General features: G+C 46.4%; 21 protein-coding genes. 3 read left to right on the top strand and 18 right to left on the bottom strand.

Annotation, left to right across the window (positions count from 1 at the left end):
* Positions 1-138: 138 nt before the first annotated feature.
* From QCD60_RS23045 to QCD60_RS23020, 6 genes are all read right to left on the bottom strand, one after another.
* The gene (locus QCD60_RS23045; protein WP_279788811.1) at positions 139-981 is read right to left on the bottom strand and encodes a zonular occludens toxin domain-containing protein; all 843 of its coding nucleotides are present in this window, start codon (positions 979-981) and stop codon (positions 139-141) included.
* 53 nt (positions 982-1,034) lie between these two features.
* Positions 1,035-1,349, bottom strand: coding sequence for a DUF5455 family protein (locus tag QCD60_RS23040; RefSeq protein ID WP_279788810.1), 315 nt, complete (start codon positions 1,347-1,349; stop codon positions 1,035-1,037).
* Complete coding sequence (locus tag QCD60_RS23035) at positions 1,346-2,839, bottom strand: hypothetical protein (RefSeq protein ID WP_279788808.1); 1,494 nt, start codon at positions 2,837-2,839, stop codon at positions 1,346-1,348. Before QCD60_RS23035 ends, QCD60_RS23040 begins: the two co-directional genes overlap by 4 nt.
* A gap of 13 nt (positions 2,840-2,852) precedes the next feature.
* A complete protein-coding gene (locus QCD60_RS23030) occupies positions 2,853-3,128 on the bottom strand; it encodes a hypothetical protein (RefSeq protein WP_279788806.1) in 276 nt (91 codons plus the stop codon).
* A gap of 239 nt (positions 3,129-3,367) precedes the next feature.
* Entirely contained in the window at positions 3,368-3,712 is a 345-nt protein-coding gene (locus QCD60_RS23025; protein WP_279788804.1) for a hypothetical protein, read from the bottom strand.
* Positions 3,713-3,726: 14 nt separating this feature from the next.
* Entirely contained in the window at positions 3,727-4,863 is a 1,137-nt protein-coding gene (locus tag QCD60_RS23020; protein ID WP_279788802.1) for a phage/plasmid replication protein, read from the bottom strand.
* A 57-nt stretch (positions 4,864-4,920) separates the two neighbouring features.
* Here QCD60_RS23020 and QCD60_RS23015 point away from each other — a divergent pair, with 57 nt between their 5' ends.
* Positions 4,921-5,298: a helix-turn-helix domain-containing protein gene (locus QCD60_RS23015; RefSeq protein WP_279788799.1), complete on the top strand. Its 378-nt coding sequence runs from the start codon at positions 4,921-4,923 to the stop codon at positions 5,296-5,298.
* 646 nt (positions 5,299-5,944) lie between these two features.
* Here the strand turns inward: QCD60_RS23015 and QCD60_RS23010 are convergent.
* The 6 genes from QCD60_RS23010 to QCD60_RS22985 all read right to left on the bottom strand — a co-directional run bounded on the left by QCD60_RS23010 (position 5,945) and on the right by QCD60_RS22985 (position 10,669).
* A complete protein-coding gene (locus QCD60_RS23010; RefSeq protein WP_279788811.1) occupies positions 5,945-6,787 on the bottom strand; it encodes a zonular occludens toxin domain-containing protein in 843 nt (280 codons plus the stop codon).
* Between the two features lie 53 nt (positions 6,788-6,840).
* Positions 6,841-7,155 (bottom strand): DUF5455 family protein, encoded by a 315-nt coding sequence (locus tag QCD60_RS23005; RefSeq protein ID WP_279788810.1) that lies wholly within the window; start codon positions 7,153-7,155, stop codon positions 6,841-6,843.
* Positions 7,152-8,645 carry a hypothetical protein gene (locus QCD60_RS23000; RefSeq protein ID WP_279788808.1) on the bottom strand — a complete coding sequence of 498 codons (1,494 nt, stop codon included), beginning with the start codon at positions 8,643-8,645 and terminating at the stop codon, positions 7,152-7,154. Before QCD60_RS23000 ends, QCD60_RS23005 begins: the two co-directional genes overlap by 4 nt.
* Positions 8,646-8,658: 13 nt before the next feature.
* A complete protein-coding gene (locus tag QCD60_RS22995) occupies positions 8,659-8,934 on the bottom strand; it encodes a hypothetical protein (RefSeq protein ID WP_279788806.1) in 276 nt (91 codons plus the stop codon).
* 239 nt (positions 8,935-9,173) lie between these two features.
* Positions 9,174-9,518, bottom strand: a complete 345-nt coding sequence (locus tag QCD60_RS22990; RefSeq protein ID WP_279788804.1) for a hypothetical protein — start codon at positions 9,516-9,518, stop codon at positions 9,174-9,176.
* Positions 9,519-9,532: 14 nt separating this feature from the next.
* Positions 9,533-10,669: a phage/plasmid replication protein gene (locus tag QCD60_RS22985; RefSeq protein ID WP_279788802.1), complete on the bottom strand. Its 1,137-nt coding sequence runs from the start codon at positions 10,667-10,669 to the stop codon at positions 9,533-9,535.
* Between the two features lie 57 nt (positions 10,670-10,726).
* Between QCD60_RS22985 and QCD60_RS22980 the strand changes: the two genes are divergently transcribed.
* Positions 10,727-11,104: a helix-turn-helix domain-containing protein gene (locus QCD60_RS22980; protein ID WP_279788799.1), complete on the top strand. Its 378-nt coding sequence runs from the start codon at positions 10,727-10,729 to the stop codon at positions 11,102-11,104.
* Between the two features lie 646 nt (positions 11,105-11,750).
* Here QCD60_RS22980 and QCD60_RS22975 read toward each other — a convergent pair.
* The 6 genes from QCD60_RS22975 to QCD60_RS22950 form a co-directional block, all read right to left on the bottom strand.
* A complete protein-coding gene (locus QCD60_RS22975; protein ID WP_279788811.1) occupies positions 11,751-12,593 on the bottom strand; it encodes a zonular occludens toxin domain-containing protein in 843 nt (280 codons plus the stop codon).
* Positions 12,594-12,646: 53 nt separating this feature from the next.
* Positions 12,647-12,961, bottom strand: a complete 315-nt coding sequence (locus tag QCD60_RS22970; RefSeq protein ID WP_279788810.1) for a DUF5455 family protein — start codon at positions 12,959-12,961, stop codon at positions 12,647-12,649.
* Positions 12,958-14,451, bottom strand: a complete 1,494-nt coding sequence (locus QCD60_RS22965; protein ID WP_279788808.1) for a hypothetical protein — start codon at positions 14,449-14,451, stop codon at positions 12,958-12,960. The genes QCD60_RS22970 and QCD60_RS22965 overlap by 4 nt, the downstream gene beginning before the upstream one ends.
* A 13-nt stretch (positions 14,452-14,464) precedes the next feature.
* Complete coding sequence (locus QCD60_RS22960; protein ID WP_279788806.1) at positions 14,465-14,740, bottom strand: hypothetical protein; 276 nt, start codon at positions 14,738-14,740, stop codon at positions 14,465-14,467.
* Positions 14,741-14,979: 239 nt separating this feature from the next.
* Positions 14,980-15,324, bottom strand: a complete 345-nt coding sequence (locus QCD60_RS22955; protein WP_279788804.1) for a hypothetical protein — start codon at positions 15,322-15,324, stop codon at positions 14,980-14,982.
* A 14-nt stretch (positions 15,325-15,338) separates the two neighbouring features.
* Positions 15,339-16,475: a phage/plasmid replication protein gene (locus QCD60_RS22950; protein WP_279788802.1), complete on the bottom strand. Its 1,137-nt coding sequence runs from the start codon at positions 16,473-16,475 to the stop codon at positions 15,339-15,341.
* A 57-nt stretch (positions 16,476-16,532) separates the two neighbouring features.
* Here QCD60_RS22950 and QCD60_RS22945 point away from each other — a divergent pair, with 57 nt between their 5' ends.
* Positions 16,533-16,910: a helix-turn-helix domain-containing protein gene (locus tag QCD60_RS22945; RefSeq protein WP_279788799.1), complete on the top strand. Its 378-nt coding sequence runs from the start codon at positions 16,533-16,535 to the stop codon at positions 16,908-16,910.
* Positions 16,911-17,608: the final 698 nt, after the last annotated feature.

Genomic DNA, 17,608 nt, shown 5'->3' with positions numbered 1-17,608 from the left:
CCCAAACCAATAACACCGAAGAAAAAAAGCATCCACGGAAACGACGTACCAGCCATGCACTCATACATAGAATCAGGAATAAAACAGTCCATAAAAACCCCTAATATTCAATCTCAGAATGAATGCCGATAAACAGCATTATCGGCGTTGACCGCGATACATGCCGCAGCGTCGGGCAACATCAACAGCAGCTTGCTCAGTGAGCACGGCATAGATACCGAATGCCAACCACGCCAAAATTTTGAACGGCCCAGGAATGCGGAAAGGCTTTGATTCAGTCTTCTGCAAATAACGGCCTTTCAAATGCCACGCACTCAGCATTGTATACGGTGCGCGCATGTCGACAGGATCAGCATGACCCGGCAGATACTCCAGACCATCGACAAAACACTGAGCAGTATCATAGCCACGATGTAGCCAGTCGCCTGTATAACTCCATGTATCGACCTTGATACCATCAGATTTACTCTCACCATAATACACATTGCAGACATGAACCTGTGGCAAACGGATAAAACGAAAAAGGGGAACGCGATCAATTCGTTTGCAATAGCCGATATGCTCACAGAGTGCCTCGAATACCTGACGATCAATAACATTCGGAGCCTGCACCAGAAAAATAATATCCCAGCGCTTTTTCCTAGCATGAATAAACCAATCAATGACCCCTGCCCGCTCTTTATCGTTCCACTTTCGAACATTCAAAAAACTGGCGCATTCATCTAAAACCAGCAATCCGAATTTTTTCTCATCAAAAAAATCACCTTCATAGCCAAGACCCAGATTATCAAGATCCTCAAGACGGGGTTTATCAGGTATACGAGCAACAGACTGAGCCGAATCAGGCGGCATCAGCTCATCAAGAAACAAATCCATATTAGTAGCAACACGCCGACCGGATTTAATGCGCTGTTGTATCTGATCAACTGCCTGAATAGATTTGCCAGCACCTAATTTGCCGGTAATGAAATAAACAGCCATATAACCTCCAATTGTAAACCCCCCAAACCCTCATAAATTCGGGCCCGGGGGGTTTACAGGCGTGATTTAACAGAGACTGCAATAATCGAAACTCGATATATATACGCAGCAGATTCAGCAGACAGCACAGCAGATACACAGGCGCCAAAATTAGACGGCAGCCAGCTTAAACCCTCTGACATAACAGACGGCATGGTGACAGCAATACCGGACAGAATAGCAACGAGGGCTGTATAAAACGCCGCTAGAAAAACAATAAACAGGGAAAAAACAGCTACGTTAATAGCTAATTTGATTCCTAATGAACGAGCTAACAGAGTTGCCAGCCACGTGAACAGGCCTGATATCAACGTGACCAAAATATTCATTTGAGGCCCCCGCGAGTTTCACGATTAAAAACAAACAGCAAATAAAACGCAGTCGCGACGTATAAGAGCCAGCCCAGGGCAGCCTGAATCATTGATATGACATCGCAAAAATCAGACGGTGTTGAAATCGTATACGAACTGCCGAGCACAGAAAGACTGAACGACAAACTATGACATTGACCGCCTGTGGGAATTGACAAGCGTGTACCGAATTCAGCAGCAAACGATAGAGGACCGGTTTCCTCTGAAACATCGCTACTGATCTCATCTATCGCAGACTGTTGCCACGTATCGAGAGGAGTTTGGAGCGCAGTCTGATCAGGCTGTACAAAACCATCATCGATCTTCAATGCAGCTAAAACACCCTGCTGGGTCGCCTCAGTAGCTAAACCGTCACCACAGTTTGTGCCAGTACAACTACCACCACTGAGCCCGGAACCTTTGCTTGTCGTTGTACACGTCTTTGTGCCGTCAGCTGTTGTAGTGCAGCTAGTTGTCGTCGTGACGCCTGTACTAGTGCCTGCAGCGGTACTACCCGTGACAGTACCGCTCATGGTCGTGACAACGGTTATCGTCGGCGTTGTCGTCGTCGTTGTGTTCTGCGTTGTCGACGTACCCGAGCTGTCCGTCTTGCTCGTTGTGGTTGTTGCGGTATTCGTCGTTGTAACTGACGTTCCCGTAGAGTTAACCGCCGTCGATCCAGTAGCCGTGGTGTTGACGTACGTACCCGCGCCGTCAGTTTTTGTAGTCGTGTCTGTGCTAGTTGTCGTCGTGGATGTATCGGTTTCTGTAACAGTCTCAGGGGTACTGGTTGACGTCTCTGTATTCTGTCGCGTGTCAGTCAGCGGAGCGTCGCCCTGACTGTTGCCGATATAATCGTTGGTCCCGTTTGACGTCAGCGGTTGCCCCGTTCCCGTCGCATCGTAAACACACTCCATAATCGCGGTAGTCGGCATATCGTCATAGACGCCACAATCGCGTTCTGTTGAATAGTCAATAGCGTATCCACAGCCGTCCTTTGAAACGGCATCAGGCACAATAGACATTGCAGCGTGAATAACAACGCGAGTAACTGTTTTATCCCCGGTATTACAATCGGGAGTATCTTGATCATTGTAGATATAGCCAGATATTGAAAAACCAGCAAAAAGAAAATTGTGATAAGCAGATGGATCAAACTGACAGTCATTGCTCAAACAACCCAGAACATAGACATTATAAGACGCCTGATATTGAGGAGTTCTATTCATATTCAAATCAGGACCAGACGCGACAGTAATACTAGAAATTTGACCATCAGCATTTCTAGCGGATTGATCAGCAGAGACAATAGACTGCATTTCAGTAGTACACGCACTGACAGCATTAGATGCTGTTGAATAATGAGTAGATGACGTTTTGCTACACAAATAATAATTATCAGTAGCATAAGACGAGGATATAAAAAAAACGGCGGCCAGCGCCGCCATGATTTGAATCATGCGAAGCATAGCCGCCACCCAATTAACGCCCGAAAGCTTTGCGCATAAACGCTTTGACGAACGACATGCCCGCTTCGATACCCAGACGAGCAACAACAACAGTCATTGCTGACGCCCCAATCGCTACAGCAGACGCAATCAGTAGAGTAGCCATAGAGCTGGCCTCAGTAGTGCCGTCACCATCGGCAGCCATTACAGAGCCTGCAAACAGGGACAGCGCAACAACCAGAACAGGCAACGAACGCTGAATTGAGTTCATGCCATTTTTACGAACAACGATTTGATTTTTAGGCATCATATACACCTCAATGAAAGGTTTTACGGAATAGAGTCTGAATAGACCCATGGAGAAAGCCTGTGCAAAAACCGGAAAACCAGCAAATACACAGGCCAACAGCTAATGAAGAAAGTTGGTCGGATGTAAAATGAGATAATTCCATCACTTACGCCCCCCTAAATAGCCGATCGCAAATGCCAACATACAGGCAGACAAATATATCAGCTGCATATAGCCATTCATTTGCGTAATGGTTTCCATCACTTAGGCTTCTGATCAGCCGGAGAAGGAAAAGGAATGAAGTTAGCGCCTTTGGGCTTGAATCGACGTAGCCAGGCACCGTTACGGCCGCCGGATCGGGCCTGAGCAACAACCTGCAGGAGCGCAGGCTGGCCGCGAAAATGCTGCAACTGGGCACGCATTGGCTGAACTTCTTCAGCTGCAATATCAATCTGCATTACATCCGTCTGCGGATTTCCGTATTGATCTGAATACGGGCGAATCATTAAAACTCGATGGTTAAACTTAGTAGGGTCACTCGACCACGGCTCAGAGATAACGTCCTGAACAACACCACAAACATATTCACCAAATTGTAATTGCATGATTAATACCTCGTTTACGCCACGGCTCGCAGCGCTGGTTTGTAATCAATATGACGATACCAGCTCGGCACGATCACATTGTCAGAAACAACAACTTCAATAGCCCGCTTAACGTAAACGGGTGACGATTTTGTAATGTCACAGGGCAAACGAATATTGATACCGATTCGATTCAAGCGGGCCGCGTGGTCCTGAACCTGCCGCTTCTTAAAATCAAACTGCTTACCGCTCATCCAACACATAGCATAATTAGCAGTAGTATTTGCTGCATGAGTAGATGAACAAACTCCAGACGAGATCAAACGCTCTGAAATAGTTTCAATATCCATTCTTTCCACCTGTAATTTAGAGTCGATGGAACAAAAATCATCTAACATATGATGAAATTTGGATTCGTCAAATAGACCCCAAAACTTGAGACCTTCTCTTTGCAATAAACGGGAATACAACTTTAGCTCGAAACGAACTAAACCAATCTGATCACAATAATCAGCCAGTTTAGAAACATATGTGTATTCGTCTGAGGTTTCACCTAATCGGCGTTTAATTTTTGACAAACTATGCTTACGCAATTCAACACCTTTAGTATAAACCGAGGGATACAGCAAAAAATTAGAGCCATTTTTAGAGCTCCAATCGACTGTGTAGCCATCGGGATATAAAAACGGAATTGAATGGCGATAACGTAGAGTGGCAAGCCCTTTCAAATAAGCCTGTTCATTACCGTGCCCCACTGCCCTGTTACGATTGATATCGATACGCTGAAATACAGCCCCATCAGAAACGGTCGATGCTTTGTCTGATCCTTGCTGCAGAATCCAAGTGCGGGTGCATTTAGTGAACTCAGGAAGACCAATTTTAGAGAGAAGGCGATTGAAAACAGACATTGCATGATCGAGGGTGCGGCAACCAATGACGTTATCAAGGCGATCAAAGCGACTCGGATTACCAGAGCAAGTAACGCGGTTACCCGAGACGCGAACCTGCACAGAGGTCGAATAGCTGCCCTCTTGCTTAGTAGTCGGCTGAGTAGTGCCCAGGTATTCGCCAGTCTCTGAATCAAACCACGCCGCAGACTGGGCACTAATCAAAGGGAGCTCCTCTGAAAAGTCCTGATAAACAGTCGCCCAATCAATGTTGATTGCAGACATAGACAAAATCCGTCAGTAACTAGAATTGGTTACACGTTGCAAAACATAGAACCAACAATGGTTACTGTCAACAGTATTAGTTACGTTACCTCTCCCGGTTACATGACAATTATTATTACTGGAGTTCACCAAGAGATAAGTGTGATGAGATGGTTTGATAGCTACATTGATGAATTAAAGGAGAGAATGAAGCTAGATTCAGACTATCAAGTGGCAAAAATGCTAAATGTTTCAAGACAATACATAACAAAAGTCAGAAACGGGCAGCCAATGGGGGCAGAAAAAATAATTAGGCTAGCTAATGCATTGAGGCGAGACCCACTTGAGTTGATAGCAACAGCCAACGCTCAGAAAGAAACAAACGCAGATGTAAGGGCTGTCTGGATAAAGCTTGCAAAAGAGAAAGGCAACAAAGACGACTGGAGAGAAAAATAGAAGTCAGACCGCGGGATCCCGCGGTAAAGTTCGGGTGTTACTGGAACCCGAACCGCTGCGCGGTGAACCTAGCTCAGTGTGAGATACAGAAAAGCGGATATCAGGACGTGAGCAGCACTGACACCGCTATCAGATTGAGTCCGATCAGCCACGGACTGCTACAGGGGGCAAAAACACGAGTAGGGAAAAGGTTCTGGCGGGTACCGCGCTGCAAGTGCCGGAGAACAGCCAGAATGCAGTGCAAGCGCTAATGCCCTTCGGGCAGCGAGCCGAGCATCAGCGGAGAAACAGAACTTCGTCATAATAGGGCGCTATGTCAAAAAGACGCATCACGCGCATCAACGATGTGGGCACGGGGCCCCTACCCCATGTGCCCACCCACGCAGCTGCTTTTCTGCTTGGCCTGTGAATGGAATTCTCACAGGCCACTTATAGACATAACGCCTGACCATATTATGCGAAGTTCTGTCATAGATAAAAATAAGCCCGAATAGAAACGATCAACAAACCCAAACCAATAACACCGAAGAAAAAAAGCATCCACGGAAACGACGTACCAGCCATGCACTCATACATAGAATCAGGAATAAAACAGTCCATAAAAACCCCTAATATTCAATCTCAGAATGAATGCCGATAAACAGCATTATCGGCGTTGACCGCGATACATGCCGCAGCGTCGGGCAACATCAACAGCAGCTTGCTCAGTGAGCACGGCATAGATACCGAATGCCAACCACGCCAAAATTTTGAACGGCCCAGGAATGCGGAAAGGCTTTGATTCAGTCTTCTGCAAATAACGGCCTTTCAAATGCCACGCACTCAGCATTGTATACGGTGCGCGCATGTCGACAGGATCAGCATGACCCGGCAGATACTCCAGACCATCGACAAAACACTGAGCAGTATCATAGCCACGATGTAGCCAGTCGCCTGTATAACTCCATGTATCGACCTTGATACCATCAGATTTACTCTCACCATAATACACATTGCAGACATGAACCTGTGGCAAACGGATAAAACGAAAAAGGGGAACGCGATCAATTCGTTTGCAATAGCCGATATGCTCACAGAGTGCCTCGAATACCTGACGATCAATAACATTCGGAGCCTGCACCAGAAAAATAATATCCCAGCGCTTTTTCCTAGCATGAATAAACCAATCAATGACCCCTGCCCGCTCTTTATCGTTCCACTTTCGAACATTCAAAAAACTGGCGCATTCATCTAAAACCAGCAATCCGAATTTTTTCTCATCAAAAAAATCACCTTCATAGCCAAGACCCAGATTATCAAGATCCTCAAGACGGGGTTTATCAGGTATACGAGCAACAGACTGAGCCGAATCAGGCGGCATCAGCTCATCAAGAAACAAATCCATATTAGTAGCAACACGCCGACCGGATTTAATGCGCTGTTGTATCTGATCAACTGCCTGAATAGATTTGCCAGCACCTAATTTGCCGGTAATGAAATAAACAGCCATATAACCTCCAATTGTAAACCCCCCAAACCCTCATAAATTCGGGCCCGGGGGGTTTACAGGCGTGATTTAACAGAGACTGCAATAATCGAAACTCGATATATATACGCAGCAGATTCAGCAGACAGCACAGCAGATACACAGGCGCCAAAATTAGACGGCAGCCAGCTTAAACCCTCTGACATAACAGACGGCATGGTGACAGCAATACCGGACAGAATAGCAACGAGGGCTGTATAAAACGCCGCTAGAAAAACAATAAACAGGGAAAAAACAGCTACGTTAATAGCTAATTTGATTCCTAATGAACGAGCTAACAGAGTTGCCAGCCACGTGAACAGGCCTGATATCAACGTGACCAAAATATTCATTTGAGGCCCCCGCGAGTTTCACGATTAAAAACAAACAGCAAATAAAACGCAGTCGCGACGTATAAGAGCCAGCCCAGGGCAGCCTGAATCATTGATATGACATCGCAAAAATCAGACGGTGTTGAAATCGTATACGAACTGCCGAGCACAGAAAGACTGAACGACAAACTATGACATTGACCGCCTGTGGGAATTGACAAGCGTGTACCGAATTCAGCAGCAAACGATAGAGGACCGGTTTCCTCTGAAACATCGCTACTGATCTCATCTATCGCAGACTGTTGCCACGTATCGAGAGGAGTTTGGAGCGCAGTCTGATCAGGCTGTACAAAACCATCATCGATCTTCAATGCAGCTAAAACACCCTGCTGGGTCGCCTCAGTAGCTAAACCGTCACCACAGTTTGTGCCAGTACAACTACCACCACTGAGCCCGGAACCTTTGCTTGTCGTTGTACACGTCTTTGTGCCGTCAGCTGTTGTAGTGCAGCTAGTTGTCGTCGTGACGCCTGTACTAGTGCCTGCAGCGGTACTACCCGTGACAGTACCGCTCATGGTCGTGACAACGGTTATCGTCGGCGTTGTCGTCGTCGTTGTGTTCTGCGTTGTCGACGTACCCGAGCTGTCCGTCTTGCTCGTTGTGGTTGTTGCGGTATTCGTCGTTGTAACTGACGTTCCCGTAGAGTTAACCGCCGTCGATCCAGTAGCCGTGGTGTTGACGTACGTACCCGCGCCGTCAGTTTTTGTAGTCGTGTCTGTGCTAGTTGTCGTCGTGGATGTATCGGTTTCTGTAACAGTCTCAGGGGTACTGGTTGACGTCTCTGTATTCTGTCGCGTGTCAGTCAGCGGAGCGTCGCCCTGACTGTTGCCGATATAATCGTTGGTCCCGTTTGACGTCAGCGGTTGCCCCGTTCCCGTCGCATCGTAAACACACTCCATAATCGCGGTAGTCGGCATATCGTCATAGACGCCACAATCGCGTTCTGTTGAATAGTCAATAGCGTATCCACAGCCGTCCTTTGAAACGGCATCAGGCACAATAGACATTGCAGCGTGAATAACAACGCGAGTAACTGTTTTATCCCCGGTATTACAATCGGGAGTATCTTGATCATTGTAGATATAGCCAGATATTGAAAAACCAGCAAAAAGAAAATTGTGATAAGCAGATGGATCAAACTGACAGTCATTGCTCAAACAACCCAGAACATAGACATTATAAGACGCCTGATATTGAGGAGTTCTATTCATATTCAAATCAGGACCAGACGCGACAGTAATACTAGAAATTTGACCATCAGCATTTCTAGCGGATTGATCAGCAGAGACAATAGACTGCATTTCAGTAGTACACGCACTGACAGCATTAGATGCTGTTGAATAATGAGTAGATGACGTTTTGCTACACAAATAATAATTATCAGTAGCATAAGACGAGGATATAAAAAAAACGGCGGCCAGCGCCGCCATGATTTGAATCATGCGAAGCATAGCCGCCACCCAATTAACGCCCGAAAGCTTTGCGCATAAACGCTTTGACGAACGACATGCCCGCTTCGATACCCAGACGAGCAACAACAACAGTCATTGCTGACGCCCCAATCGCTACAGCAGACGCAATCAGTAGAGTAGCCATAGAGCTGGCCTCAGTAGTGCCGTCACCATCGGCAGCCATTACAGAGCCTGCAAACAGGGACAGCGCAACAACCAGAACAGGCAACGAACGCTGAATTGAGTTCATGCCATTTTTACGAACAACGATTTGATTTTTAGGCATCATATACACCTCAATGAAAGGTTTTACGGAATAGAGTCTGAATAGACCCATGGAGAAAGCCTGTGCAAAAACCGGAAAACCAGCAAATACACAGGCCAACAGCTAATGAAGAAAGTTGGTCGGATGTAAAATGAGATAATTCCATCACTTACGCCCCCCTAAATAGCCGATCGCAAATGCCAACATACAGGCAGACAAATATATCAGCTGCATATAGCCATTCATTTGCGTAATGGTTTCCATCACTTAGGCTTCTGATCAGCCGGAGAAGGAAAAGGAATGAAGTTAGCGCCTTTGGGCTTGAATCGACGTAGCCAGGCACCGTTACGGCCGCCGGATCGGGCCTGAGCAACAACCTGCAGGAGCGCAGGCTGGCCGCGAAAATGCTGCAACTGGGCACGCATTGGCTGAACTTCTTCAGCTGCAATATCAATCTGCATTACATCCGTCTGCGGATTTCCGTATTGATCTGAATACGGGCGAATCATTAAAACTCGATGGTTAAACTTAGTAGGGTCACTCGACCACGGCTCAGAGATAACGTCCTGAACAACACCACAAACATATTCACCAAATTGTAATTGCATGATTAATACCTCGTTTACGCCACGGCTCGCAGCGCTGGTTTGTAATCAATATGACGATACCAGCTCGGCACGATCACATTGTCAGAAACAACAACTTCAATAGCCCGCTTAACGTAAACGGGTGACGATTTTGTAATGTCACAGGGCAAACGAATATTGATACCGATTCGATTCAAGCGGGCCGCGTGGTCCTGAACCTGCCGCTTCTTAAAATCAAACTGCTTACCGCTCATCCAACACATAGCATAATTAGCAGTAGTATTTGCTGCATGAGTAGATGAACAAACTCCAGACGAGATCAAACGCTCTGAAATAGTTTCAATATCCATTCTTTCCACCTGTAATTTAGAGTCGATGGAACAAAAATCATCTAACATATGATGAAATTTGGATTCGTCAAATAGACCCCAAAACTTGAGACCTTCTCTTTGCAATAAACGGGAATACAACTTTAGCTCGAAACGAACTAAACCAATCTGATCACAATAATCAGCCAGTTTAGAAACATATGTGTATTCGTCTGAGGTTTCACCTAATCGGCGTTTAATTTTTGACAAACTATGCTTACGCAATTCAACACCTTTAGTATAAACCGAGGGATACAGCAAAAAATTAGAGCCATTTTTAGAGCTCCAATCGACTGTGTAGCCATCGGGATATAAAAACGGAATTGAATGGCGATAACGTAGAGTGGCAAGCCCTTTCAAATAAGCCTGTTCATTACCGTGCCCCACTGCCCTGTTACGATTGATATCGATACGCTGAAATACAGCCCCATCAGAAACGGTCGATGCTTTGTCTGATCCTTGCTGCAGAATCCAAGTGCGGGTGCATTTAGTGAACTCAGGAAGACCAATTTTAGAGAGAAGGCGATTGAAAACAGACATTGCATGATCGAGGGTGCGGCAACCAATGACGTTATCAAGGCGATCAAAGCGACTCGGATTACCAGAGCAAGTAACGCGGTTACCCGAGACGCGAACCTGCACAGAGGTCGAATAGCTGCCCTCTTGCTTAGTAGTCGGCTGAGTAGTGCCCAGGTATTCGCCAGTCTCTGAATCAAACCACGCCGCAGACTGGGCACTAATCAAAGGGAGCTCCTCTGAAAAGTCCTGATAAACAGTCGCCCAATCAATGTTGATTGCAGACATAGACAAAATCCGTCAGTAACTAGAATTGGTTACACGTTGCAAAACATAGAACCAACAATGGTTACTGTCAACAGTATTAGTTACGTTACCTCTCCCGGTTACATGACAATTATTATTACTGGAGTTCACCAAGAGATAAGTGTGATGAGATGGTTTGATAGCTACATTGATGAATTAAAGGAGAGAATGAAGCTAGATTCAGACTATCAAGTGGCAAAAATGCTAAATGTTTCAAGACAATACATAACAAAAGTCAGAAACGGGCAGCCAATGGGGGCAGAAAAAATAATTAGGCTAGCTAATGCATTGAGGCGAGACCCACTTGAGTTGATAGCAACAGCCAACGCTCAGAAAGAAACAAACGCAGATGTAAGGGCTGTCTGGATAAAGCTTGCAAAAGAGAAAGGCAACAAAGACGACTGGAGAGAAAAATAGAAGTCAGACCGCGGGATCCCGCGGTAAAGTTCGGGTGTTACTGGAACCCGAACCGCTGCGCGGTGAACCTAGCTCAGTGTGAGATACAGAAAAGCGGATATCAGGACGTGAGCAGCACTGACACCGCTATCAGATTGAGTCCGATCAGCCACGGACTGCTACAGGGGGCAAAAACACGAGTAGGGAAAAGGTTCTGGCGGGTACCGCGCTGCAAGTGCCGGAGAACAGCCAGAATGCAGTGCAAGCGCTAATGCCCTTCGGGCAGCGAGCCGAGCATCAGCGGAGAAACAGAACTTCGTCATAATAGGGCGCTATGTCAAAAAGACGCATCACGCGCATCAACGATGTGGGCACGGGGCCCCTACCCCATGTGCCCACCCACGCAGCTGCTTTTCTGCTTGGCCTGTGAATGGAATTCTCACAGGCCACTTATAGACATAACGCCTGACCATATTATGCGAAGTTCTGTCATAGATAAAAATAAGCCCGAATAGAAACGATCAACAAACCCAAACCAATAACACCGAAGAAAAAAAGCATCCACGGAAACGACGTACCAGCCATGCACTCATACATAGAATCAGGAATAAAACAGTCCATAAAAACCCCTAATATTCAATCTCAGAATGAATGCCGATAAACAGCATTATCGGCGTTGACCGCGATACATGCCGCAGCGTCGGGCAACATCAACAGCAGCTTGCTCAGTGAGCACGGCATAGATACCGAATGCCAACCACGCCAAAATTTTGAACGGCCCAGGAATGCGGAAAGGCTTTGATTCAGTCTTCTGCAAATAACGGCCTTTCAAATGCCACGCACTCAGCATTGTATACGGTGCGCGCATGTCGACAGGATCAGCATGACCCGGCAGATACTCCAGACCATCGACAAAACACTGAGCAGTATCATAGCCACGATGTAGCCAGTCGCCTGTATAACTCCATGTATCGACCTTGATACCATCAGATTTACTCTCACCATAATACACATTGCAGACATGAACCTGTGGCAAACGGATAAAACGAAAAAGGGGAACGCGATCAATTCGTTTGCAATAGCCGATATGCTCACAGAGTGCCTCGAATACCTGACGATCAATAACATTCGGAGCCTGCACCAGAAAAATAATATCCCAGCGCTTTTTCCTAGCATGAATAAACCAATCAATGACCCCTGCCCGCTCTTTATCGTTCCACTTTCGAACATTCAAAAAACTGGCGCATTCATCTAAAACCAGCAATCCGAATTTTTTCTCATCAAAAAAATCACCTTCATAGCCAAGACCCAGATTATCAAGATCCTCAAGACGGGGTTTATCAGGTATACGAGCAACAGACTGAGCCGAATCAGGCGGCATCAGCTCATCAAGAAACAAATCCATATTAGTAGCAACACGCCGACCGGATTTAATGCGCTGTTGTATCTGATCAACTGCCTGAATAGATTTGCCAGCACCTAATTTGCCGGTAATGAAATAAACAGCCATATAACCTCCAATTGTAAACCCCCCAAACCCTCATAAATTCGGGCCCGGGGGGTTTACAGGCGTGATTTAACAGAGACTGCAATAATCGAAACTCGATATATATACGCAGCAGATTCAGCAGACAGCACAGCAGATACACAGGCGCCAAAATTAGACGGCAGCCAGCTTAAACCCTCTGACATAACAGACGGCATGGTGACAGCAATACCGGACAGAATAGCAACGAGGGCTGTATAAAACGCCGCTAGAAAAACAATAAACAGGGAAAAAACAGCTACGTTAATAGCTAATTTGATTCCTAATGAACGAGCTAACAGAGTTGCCAGCCACGTGAACAGGCCTGATATCAACGTGACCAAAATATTCATTTGAGGCCCCCGCGAGTTTCACGATTAAAAACAAACAGCAAATAAAACGCAGTCGCGACGTATAAGAGCCAGCCCAGGGCAGCCTGAATCATTGATATGACATCGCAAAAATCAGACGGTGTTGAAATCGTATACGAACTGCCGAGCACAGAAAGACTGAACGACAAACTATGACATTGACCGCCTGTGGGAATTGACAAGCGTGTACCGAATTCAGCAGCAAACGATAGAGGACCGGTTTCCTCTGAAACATCGCTACTGATCTCATCTATCGCAGACTGTTGCCACGTATCGAGAGGAGTTTGGAGCGCAGTCTGATCAGGCTGTACAAAACCATCATCGATCTTCAATGCAGCTAAAACACCCTGCTGGGTCGCCTCAGTAGCTAAACCGTCACCACAGTTTGTGCCAGTACAACTACCACCACTGAGCCCGGAACCTTTGCTTGTCGTTGTACACGTCTTTGTGCCGTCAGCTGTTGTAGTGCAGCTAGTTGTCGTCGTGACGCCTGTACTAGTGCCTGCAGCGGTACTACCCGTGACAGTACCGCTCATGGTCGTGACAACGGTTATCGTCGGCGTTGTCGTCGTCGTTGTGTTCTGCGTTGTCGACGTACCCGAGCTGTCCGTCTTGCTCGTTGTGGTTGTTGCGGTATTCGTCGTTGTAACTGACGTTCCCGTAGAGTTAACCGCCGTCGATCCAGTAGCCGTGGTGTTGACGTACGTACCCGCGCCGTCAGTTTTTGTAGTCGTGTCTGTGCTAGTTGTCGTCGTGGATGTATCGGTTTCTGTAACAGTCTCAGGGGTACTGGTTGACGTCTCTGTATTCTGTCGCGTGTCAGTCAGCGGAGCGTCGCCCTGACTGTTGCCGATATAATCGTTGGTCCCGTTTGACGTCAGCGGTTGCCCCGTTCCCGTCGCATCGTAAACACACTCCATAATCGCGGTAGTCGGCATATCGTCATAGACGCCACAATCGCGTTCTGTTGAATAGTCAATAGCGTATCCACAGCCGTCCTTTGAAACGGCATCAGGCACAATAGACATTGCAGCGTGAATAACAACGCGAGTAACTGTTTTATCCCCGGTATTACAATCGGGAGTATCTTGATCATTGTAGATATAGCCAGATATTGAAAAACCAGCAAAAAGAAAATTGTGATAAGCAGATGGATCAAACTGACAGTCATTGCTCAAACAACCCAGAACATAGACATTATAAGACGCCTGATATTGAGGAGTTCTATTCATATTCAAATCAGGACCAGACGCGACAGTAATACTAGAAATTTGACCATCAGCATTTCTAGCGGATTGATCAGCAGAGACAATAGACTGCATTTCAGTAGTACACGCACTGACAGCATTAGATGCTGTTGAATAATGAGTAGATGACGTTTTGCTACACAAATAATAATTATCAGTAGCATAAGACGAGGATATAAAAAAAACGGCGGCCAGCGCCGCCATGATTTGAATCATGCGAAGCATAGCCGCCACCCAATTAACGCCCGAAAGCTTTGCGCATAAACGCTTTGACGAACGACATGCCCGCTTCGATACCCAGACGAGCAACAACAACAGTCATTGCTGACGCCCCAATCGCTACAGCAGACGCAATCAGTAGAGTAGCCATAGAGCTGGCCTCAGTAGTGCCGTCACCATCGGCAGCCATTACAGAGCCTGCAAACAGGGACAGCGCAACAACCAGAACAGGCAACGAACGCTGAATTGAGTTCATGCCATTTTTACGAACAACGATTTGATTTTTAGGCATCATATACACCTCAATGAAAGGTTTTACGGAATAGAGTCTGAATAGACCCATGGAGAAAGCCTGTGCAAAAACCGGAAAACCAGCAAATACACAGGCCAACAGCTAATGAAGAAAGTTGGTCGGATGTAAAATGAGATAATTCCATCACTTACGCCCCCCTAAATAGCCGATCGCAAATGCCAACATACAGGCAGACAAATATATCAGCTGCATATAGCCATTCATTTGCGTAATGGTTTCCATCACTTAGGCTTCTGATCAGCCGGAGAAGGAAAAGGAATGAAGTTAGCGCCTTTGGGCTTGAATCGACGTAGCCAGGCACCGTTACGGCCGCCGGATCGGGCCTGAGCAACAACCTGCAGGAGCGCAGGCTGGCCGCGAAAATGCTGCAACTGGGCACGCATTGGCTGAACTTCTTCAGCTGCAATATCAATCTGCATTACATCCGTCTGCGGATTTCCGTATTGATCTGAATACGGGCGAATCATTAAAACTCGATGGTTAAACTTAGTAGGGTCACTCGACCACGGCTCAGAGATAACGTCCTGAACAACACCACAAACATATTCACCAAATTGTAATTGCATGATTAATACCTCGTTTACGCCACGGCTCGCAGCGCTGGTTTGTAATCAATATGACGATACCAGCTCGGCACGATCACATTGTCAGAAACAACAACTTCAATAGCCCGCTTAACGTAAACGGGTGACGATTTTGTAATGTCACAGGGCAAACGAATATTGATACCGATTCGATTCAAGCGGGCCGCGTGGTCCTGAACCTGCCGCTTCTTAAAATCAAACTGCTTACCGCTCATCCAACACATAGCATAATTAGCAGTAGTATTTGCTGCATGAGTAGATGAACAAACTCCAGACGAGATCAAACGCTCTGAAATAGTTTCAATATCCATTCTTTCCACCTGTAATTTAGAGTCGATGGAACAAAAATCATCTAACATATGATGAAATTTGGATTCGTCAAATAGACCCCAAAACTTGAGACCTTCTCTTTGCAATAAACGGGAATACAACTTTAGCTCGAAACGAACTAAACCAATCTGATCACAATAATCAGCCAGTTTAGAAACATATGTGTATTCGTCTGAGGTTTCACCTAATCGGCGTTTAATTTTTGACAAACTATGCTTACGCAATTCAACACCTTTAGTATAAACCGAGGGATACAGCAAAAAATTAGAGCCATTTTTAGAGCTCCAATCGACTGTGTAGCCATCGGGATATAAAAACGGAATTGAATGGCGATAACGTAGAGTGGCAAGCCCTTTCAAATAAGCCTGTTCATTACCGTGCCCCACTGCCCTGTTACGATTGATATCGATACGCTGAAATACAGCCCCATCAGAAACGGTCGATGCTTTGTCTGATCCTTGCTGCAGAATCCAAGTGCGGGTGCATTTAGTGAACTCAGGAAGACCAATTTTAGAGAGAAGGCGATTGAAAACAGACATTGCATGATCGAGGGTGCGGCAACCAATGACGTTATCAAGGCGATCAAAGCGACTCGGATTACCAGAGCAAGTAACGCGGTTACCCGAGACGCGAACCTGCACAGAGGTCGAATAGCTGCCCTCTTGCTTAGTAGTCGGCTGAGTAGTGCCCAGGTATTCGCCAGTCTCTGAATCAAACCACGCCGCAGACTGGGCACTAATCAAAGGGAGCTCCTCTGAAAAGTCCTGATAAACAGTCGCCCAATCAATGTTGATTGCAGACATAGACAAAATCCGTCAGTAACTAGAATTGGTTACACGTTGCAAAACATAGAACCAACAATGGTTACTGTCAACAGTATTAGTTACGTTACCTCTCCCGGTTACATGACAATTATTATTACTGGAGTTCACCAAGAGATAAGTGTGATGAGATGGTTTGATAGCTACATTGATGAATTAAAGGAGAGAATGAAGCTAGATTCAGACTATCAAGTGGCAAAAATGCTAAATGTTTCAAGACAATACATAACAAAAGTCAGAAACGGGCAGCCAATGGGGGCAGAAAAAATAATTAGGCTAGCTAATGCATTGAGGCGAGACCCACTTGAGTTGATAGCAACAGCCAACGCTCAGAAAGAAACAAACGCAGATGTAAGGGCTGTCTGGATAAAGCTTGCAAAAGAGAAAGGCAACAAAGACGACTGGAGAGAAAAATAGAAGTCAGACCGCGGGATCCCGCGGTAAAGTTCGGGTGTTACTGGAACCCGAACCGCTGCGCGGTGAACCTAGCTCAGTGTGAGATACAGAAAAGCGGATATCAGGACGTGAGCAGCACTGACACCGCTATCAGATTGAGTCCGATCAGCCACGGACTGCTACAGGGGGCAAAAACACGAGTAGGGAAAAGGTTCTGGCGGGTACCGCGCTGCAAGTGCCGGAGAACAGCCAGAATGCAGTGCAAGCGCTAATGCCCTTCGGGCAGCGAGCCGAGCATCAGCGGAGAAACAGAACTTCGTCATAATAGGGCGCTATGTCAAAAAGACGCATCACGCGCATCAACGATGTGGGCACGGGGCCCCTACCCCATGTGCCCACCCACGCAGCTGCTTTTCTGCTTGGCCTGTGAATGGAATTCTCACAGGCCACTTATAGACATAACGCCTGACCATATTATGCGAATCTATATATGGGCTGTGATCAGGGGCTGTTTCGGGCGATTTTCAGCCCCAGTGCCGATAATCCTATTTATCGGCATTGAGCTTTTAGCTCCTGGTTAGTCCACTTATACGTTACTTGATGATGGCATGTGGTGATCTTTCGCGGCGCTTACATCGTTCACTTTCAATACCATCACTACAACCGTCGTTACCTTCTCGCATCTCGCATTGAATCGCCCCGGATTTCCTAGACACTTT

This window comes from Pokkaliibacter sp. MBI-7 (assembly GCF_029846635.1).
Lineage (GTDB): Bacteria > Pseudomonadota > Gammaproteobacteria > Pseudomonadales > Balneatricaceae > Pokkaliibacter.
Note: the sequence above shows the minus strand (reverse complement) of the source record. Positions and strands in the feature narration are given on the sequence as shown.

What these genes read in the sequence shown, in the direction of transcription:
- QCD60_RS23010 (WP_279788811.1), bottom strand. Translation starts at nt 6,787, where the DNA reads ATGGCTGTTTATTTCATTACCGGCAAATTAGGTGCTGGCAAATCTATT.
- QCD60_RS22950 (WP_279788802.1), bottom strand. Translation starts at nt 16,475, where the DNA reads ATGTCTGCAATCAACATTGATTGGGCGACTGTTTATCAGGACTTTTCA.
- QCD60_RS23035 (WP_279788808.1), bottom strand. Translation starts at nt 2,839, where the DNA reads ATGCTTCGCATGATTCAAATCATGGCGGCGCTGGCCGCCGTTTTTTTT.
- QCD60_RS22960 (WP_279788806.1), bottom strand. Translation starts at nt 14,740, where the DNA reads ATGATGCCTAAAAATCAAATCGTTGTTCGTAAAAATGGCATGAACTCA.
- QCD60_RS23025 (WP_279788804.1), bottom strand. Translation starts at nt 3,712, where the DNA reads ATGCAATTACAATTTGGTGAATATGTTTGTGGTGTTGTTCAGGACGTT.
- QCD60_RS22995 (WP_279788806.1), bottom strand. Translation starts at nt 8,934, where the DNA reads ATGATGCCTAAAAATCAAATCGTTGTTCGTAAAAATGGCATGAACTCA.
- QCD60_RS23020 (WP_279788802.1), bottom strand. Translation starts at nt 4,863, where the DNA reads ATGTCTGCAATCAACATTGATTGGGCGACTGTTTATCAGGACTTTTCA.
- QCD60_RS22985 (WP_279788802.1), bottom strand. Translation starts at nt 10,669, where the DNA reads ATGTCTGCAATCAACATTGATTGGGCGACTGTTTATCAGGACTTTTCA.
- QCD60_RS22955 (WP_279788804.1), bottom strand. Translation starts at nt 15,324, where the DNA reads ATGCAATTACAATTTGGTGAATATGTTTGTGGTGTTGTTCAGGACGTT.
- QCD60_RS22965 (WP_279788808.1), bottom strand. Translation starts at nt 14,451, where the DNA reads ATGCTTCGCATGATTCAAATCATGGCGGCGCTGGCCGCCGTTTTTTTT.
- QCD60_RS22975 (WP_279788811.1), bottom strand. Translation starts at nt 12,593, where the DNA reads ATGGCTGTTTATTTCATTACCGGCAAATTAGGTGCTGGCAAATCTATT.
- QCD60_RS23040 (WP_279788810.1), bottom strand. Translation starts at nt 1,349, where the DNA reads ATGAATATTTTGGTCACGTTGATATCAGGCCTGTTCACGTGGCTGGCA.
- QCD60_RS22945 (WP_279788799.1), top strand. Translation starts at nt 16,533, where the DNA reads ATGGTTACTGTCAACAGTATTAGTTACGTTACCTCTCCCGGTTACATG.
- QCD60_RS23045 (WP_279788811.1), bottom strand. Translation starts at nt 981, where the DNA reads ATGGCTGTTTATTTCATTACCGGCAAATTAGGTGCTGGCAAATCTATT.
- QCD60_RS23030 (WP_279788806.1), bottom strand. Translation starts at nt 3,128, where the DNA reads ATGATGCCTAAAAATCAAATCGTTGTTCGTAAAAATGGCATGAACTCA.
- QCD60_RS22970 (WP_279788810.1), bottom strand. Translation starts at nt 12,961, where the DNA reads ATGAATATTTTGGTCACGTTGATATCAGGCCTGTTCACGTGGCTGGCA.
- QCD60_RS23005 (WP_279788810.1), bottom strand. Translation starts at nt 7,155, where the DNA reads ATGAATATTTTGGTCACGTTGATATCAGGCCTGTTCACGTGGCTGGCA.
- QCD60_RS23000 (WP_279788808.1), bottom strand. Translation starts at nt 8,645, where the DNA reads ATGCTTCGCATGATTCAAATCATGGCGGCGCTGGCCGCCGTTTTTTTT.
- QCD60_RS23015 (WP_279788799.1), top strand. Translation starts at nt 4,921, where the DNA reads ATGGTTACTGTCAACAGTATTAGTTACGTTACCTCTCCCGGTTACATG.
- QCD60_RS22980 (WP_279788799.1), top strand. Translation starts at nt 10,727, where the DNA reads ATGGTTACTGTCAACAGTATTAGTTACGTTACCTCTCCCGGTTACATG.
- QCD60_RS22990 (WP_279788804.1), bottom strand. Translation starts at nt 9,518, where the DNA reads ATGCAATTACAATTTGGTGAATATGTTTGTGGTGTTGTTCAGGACGTT.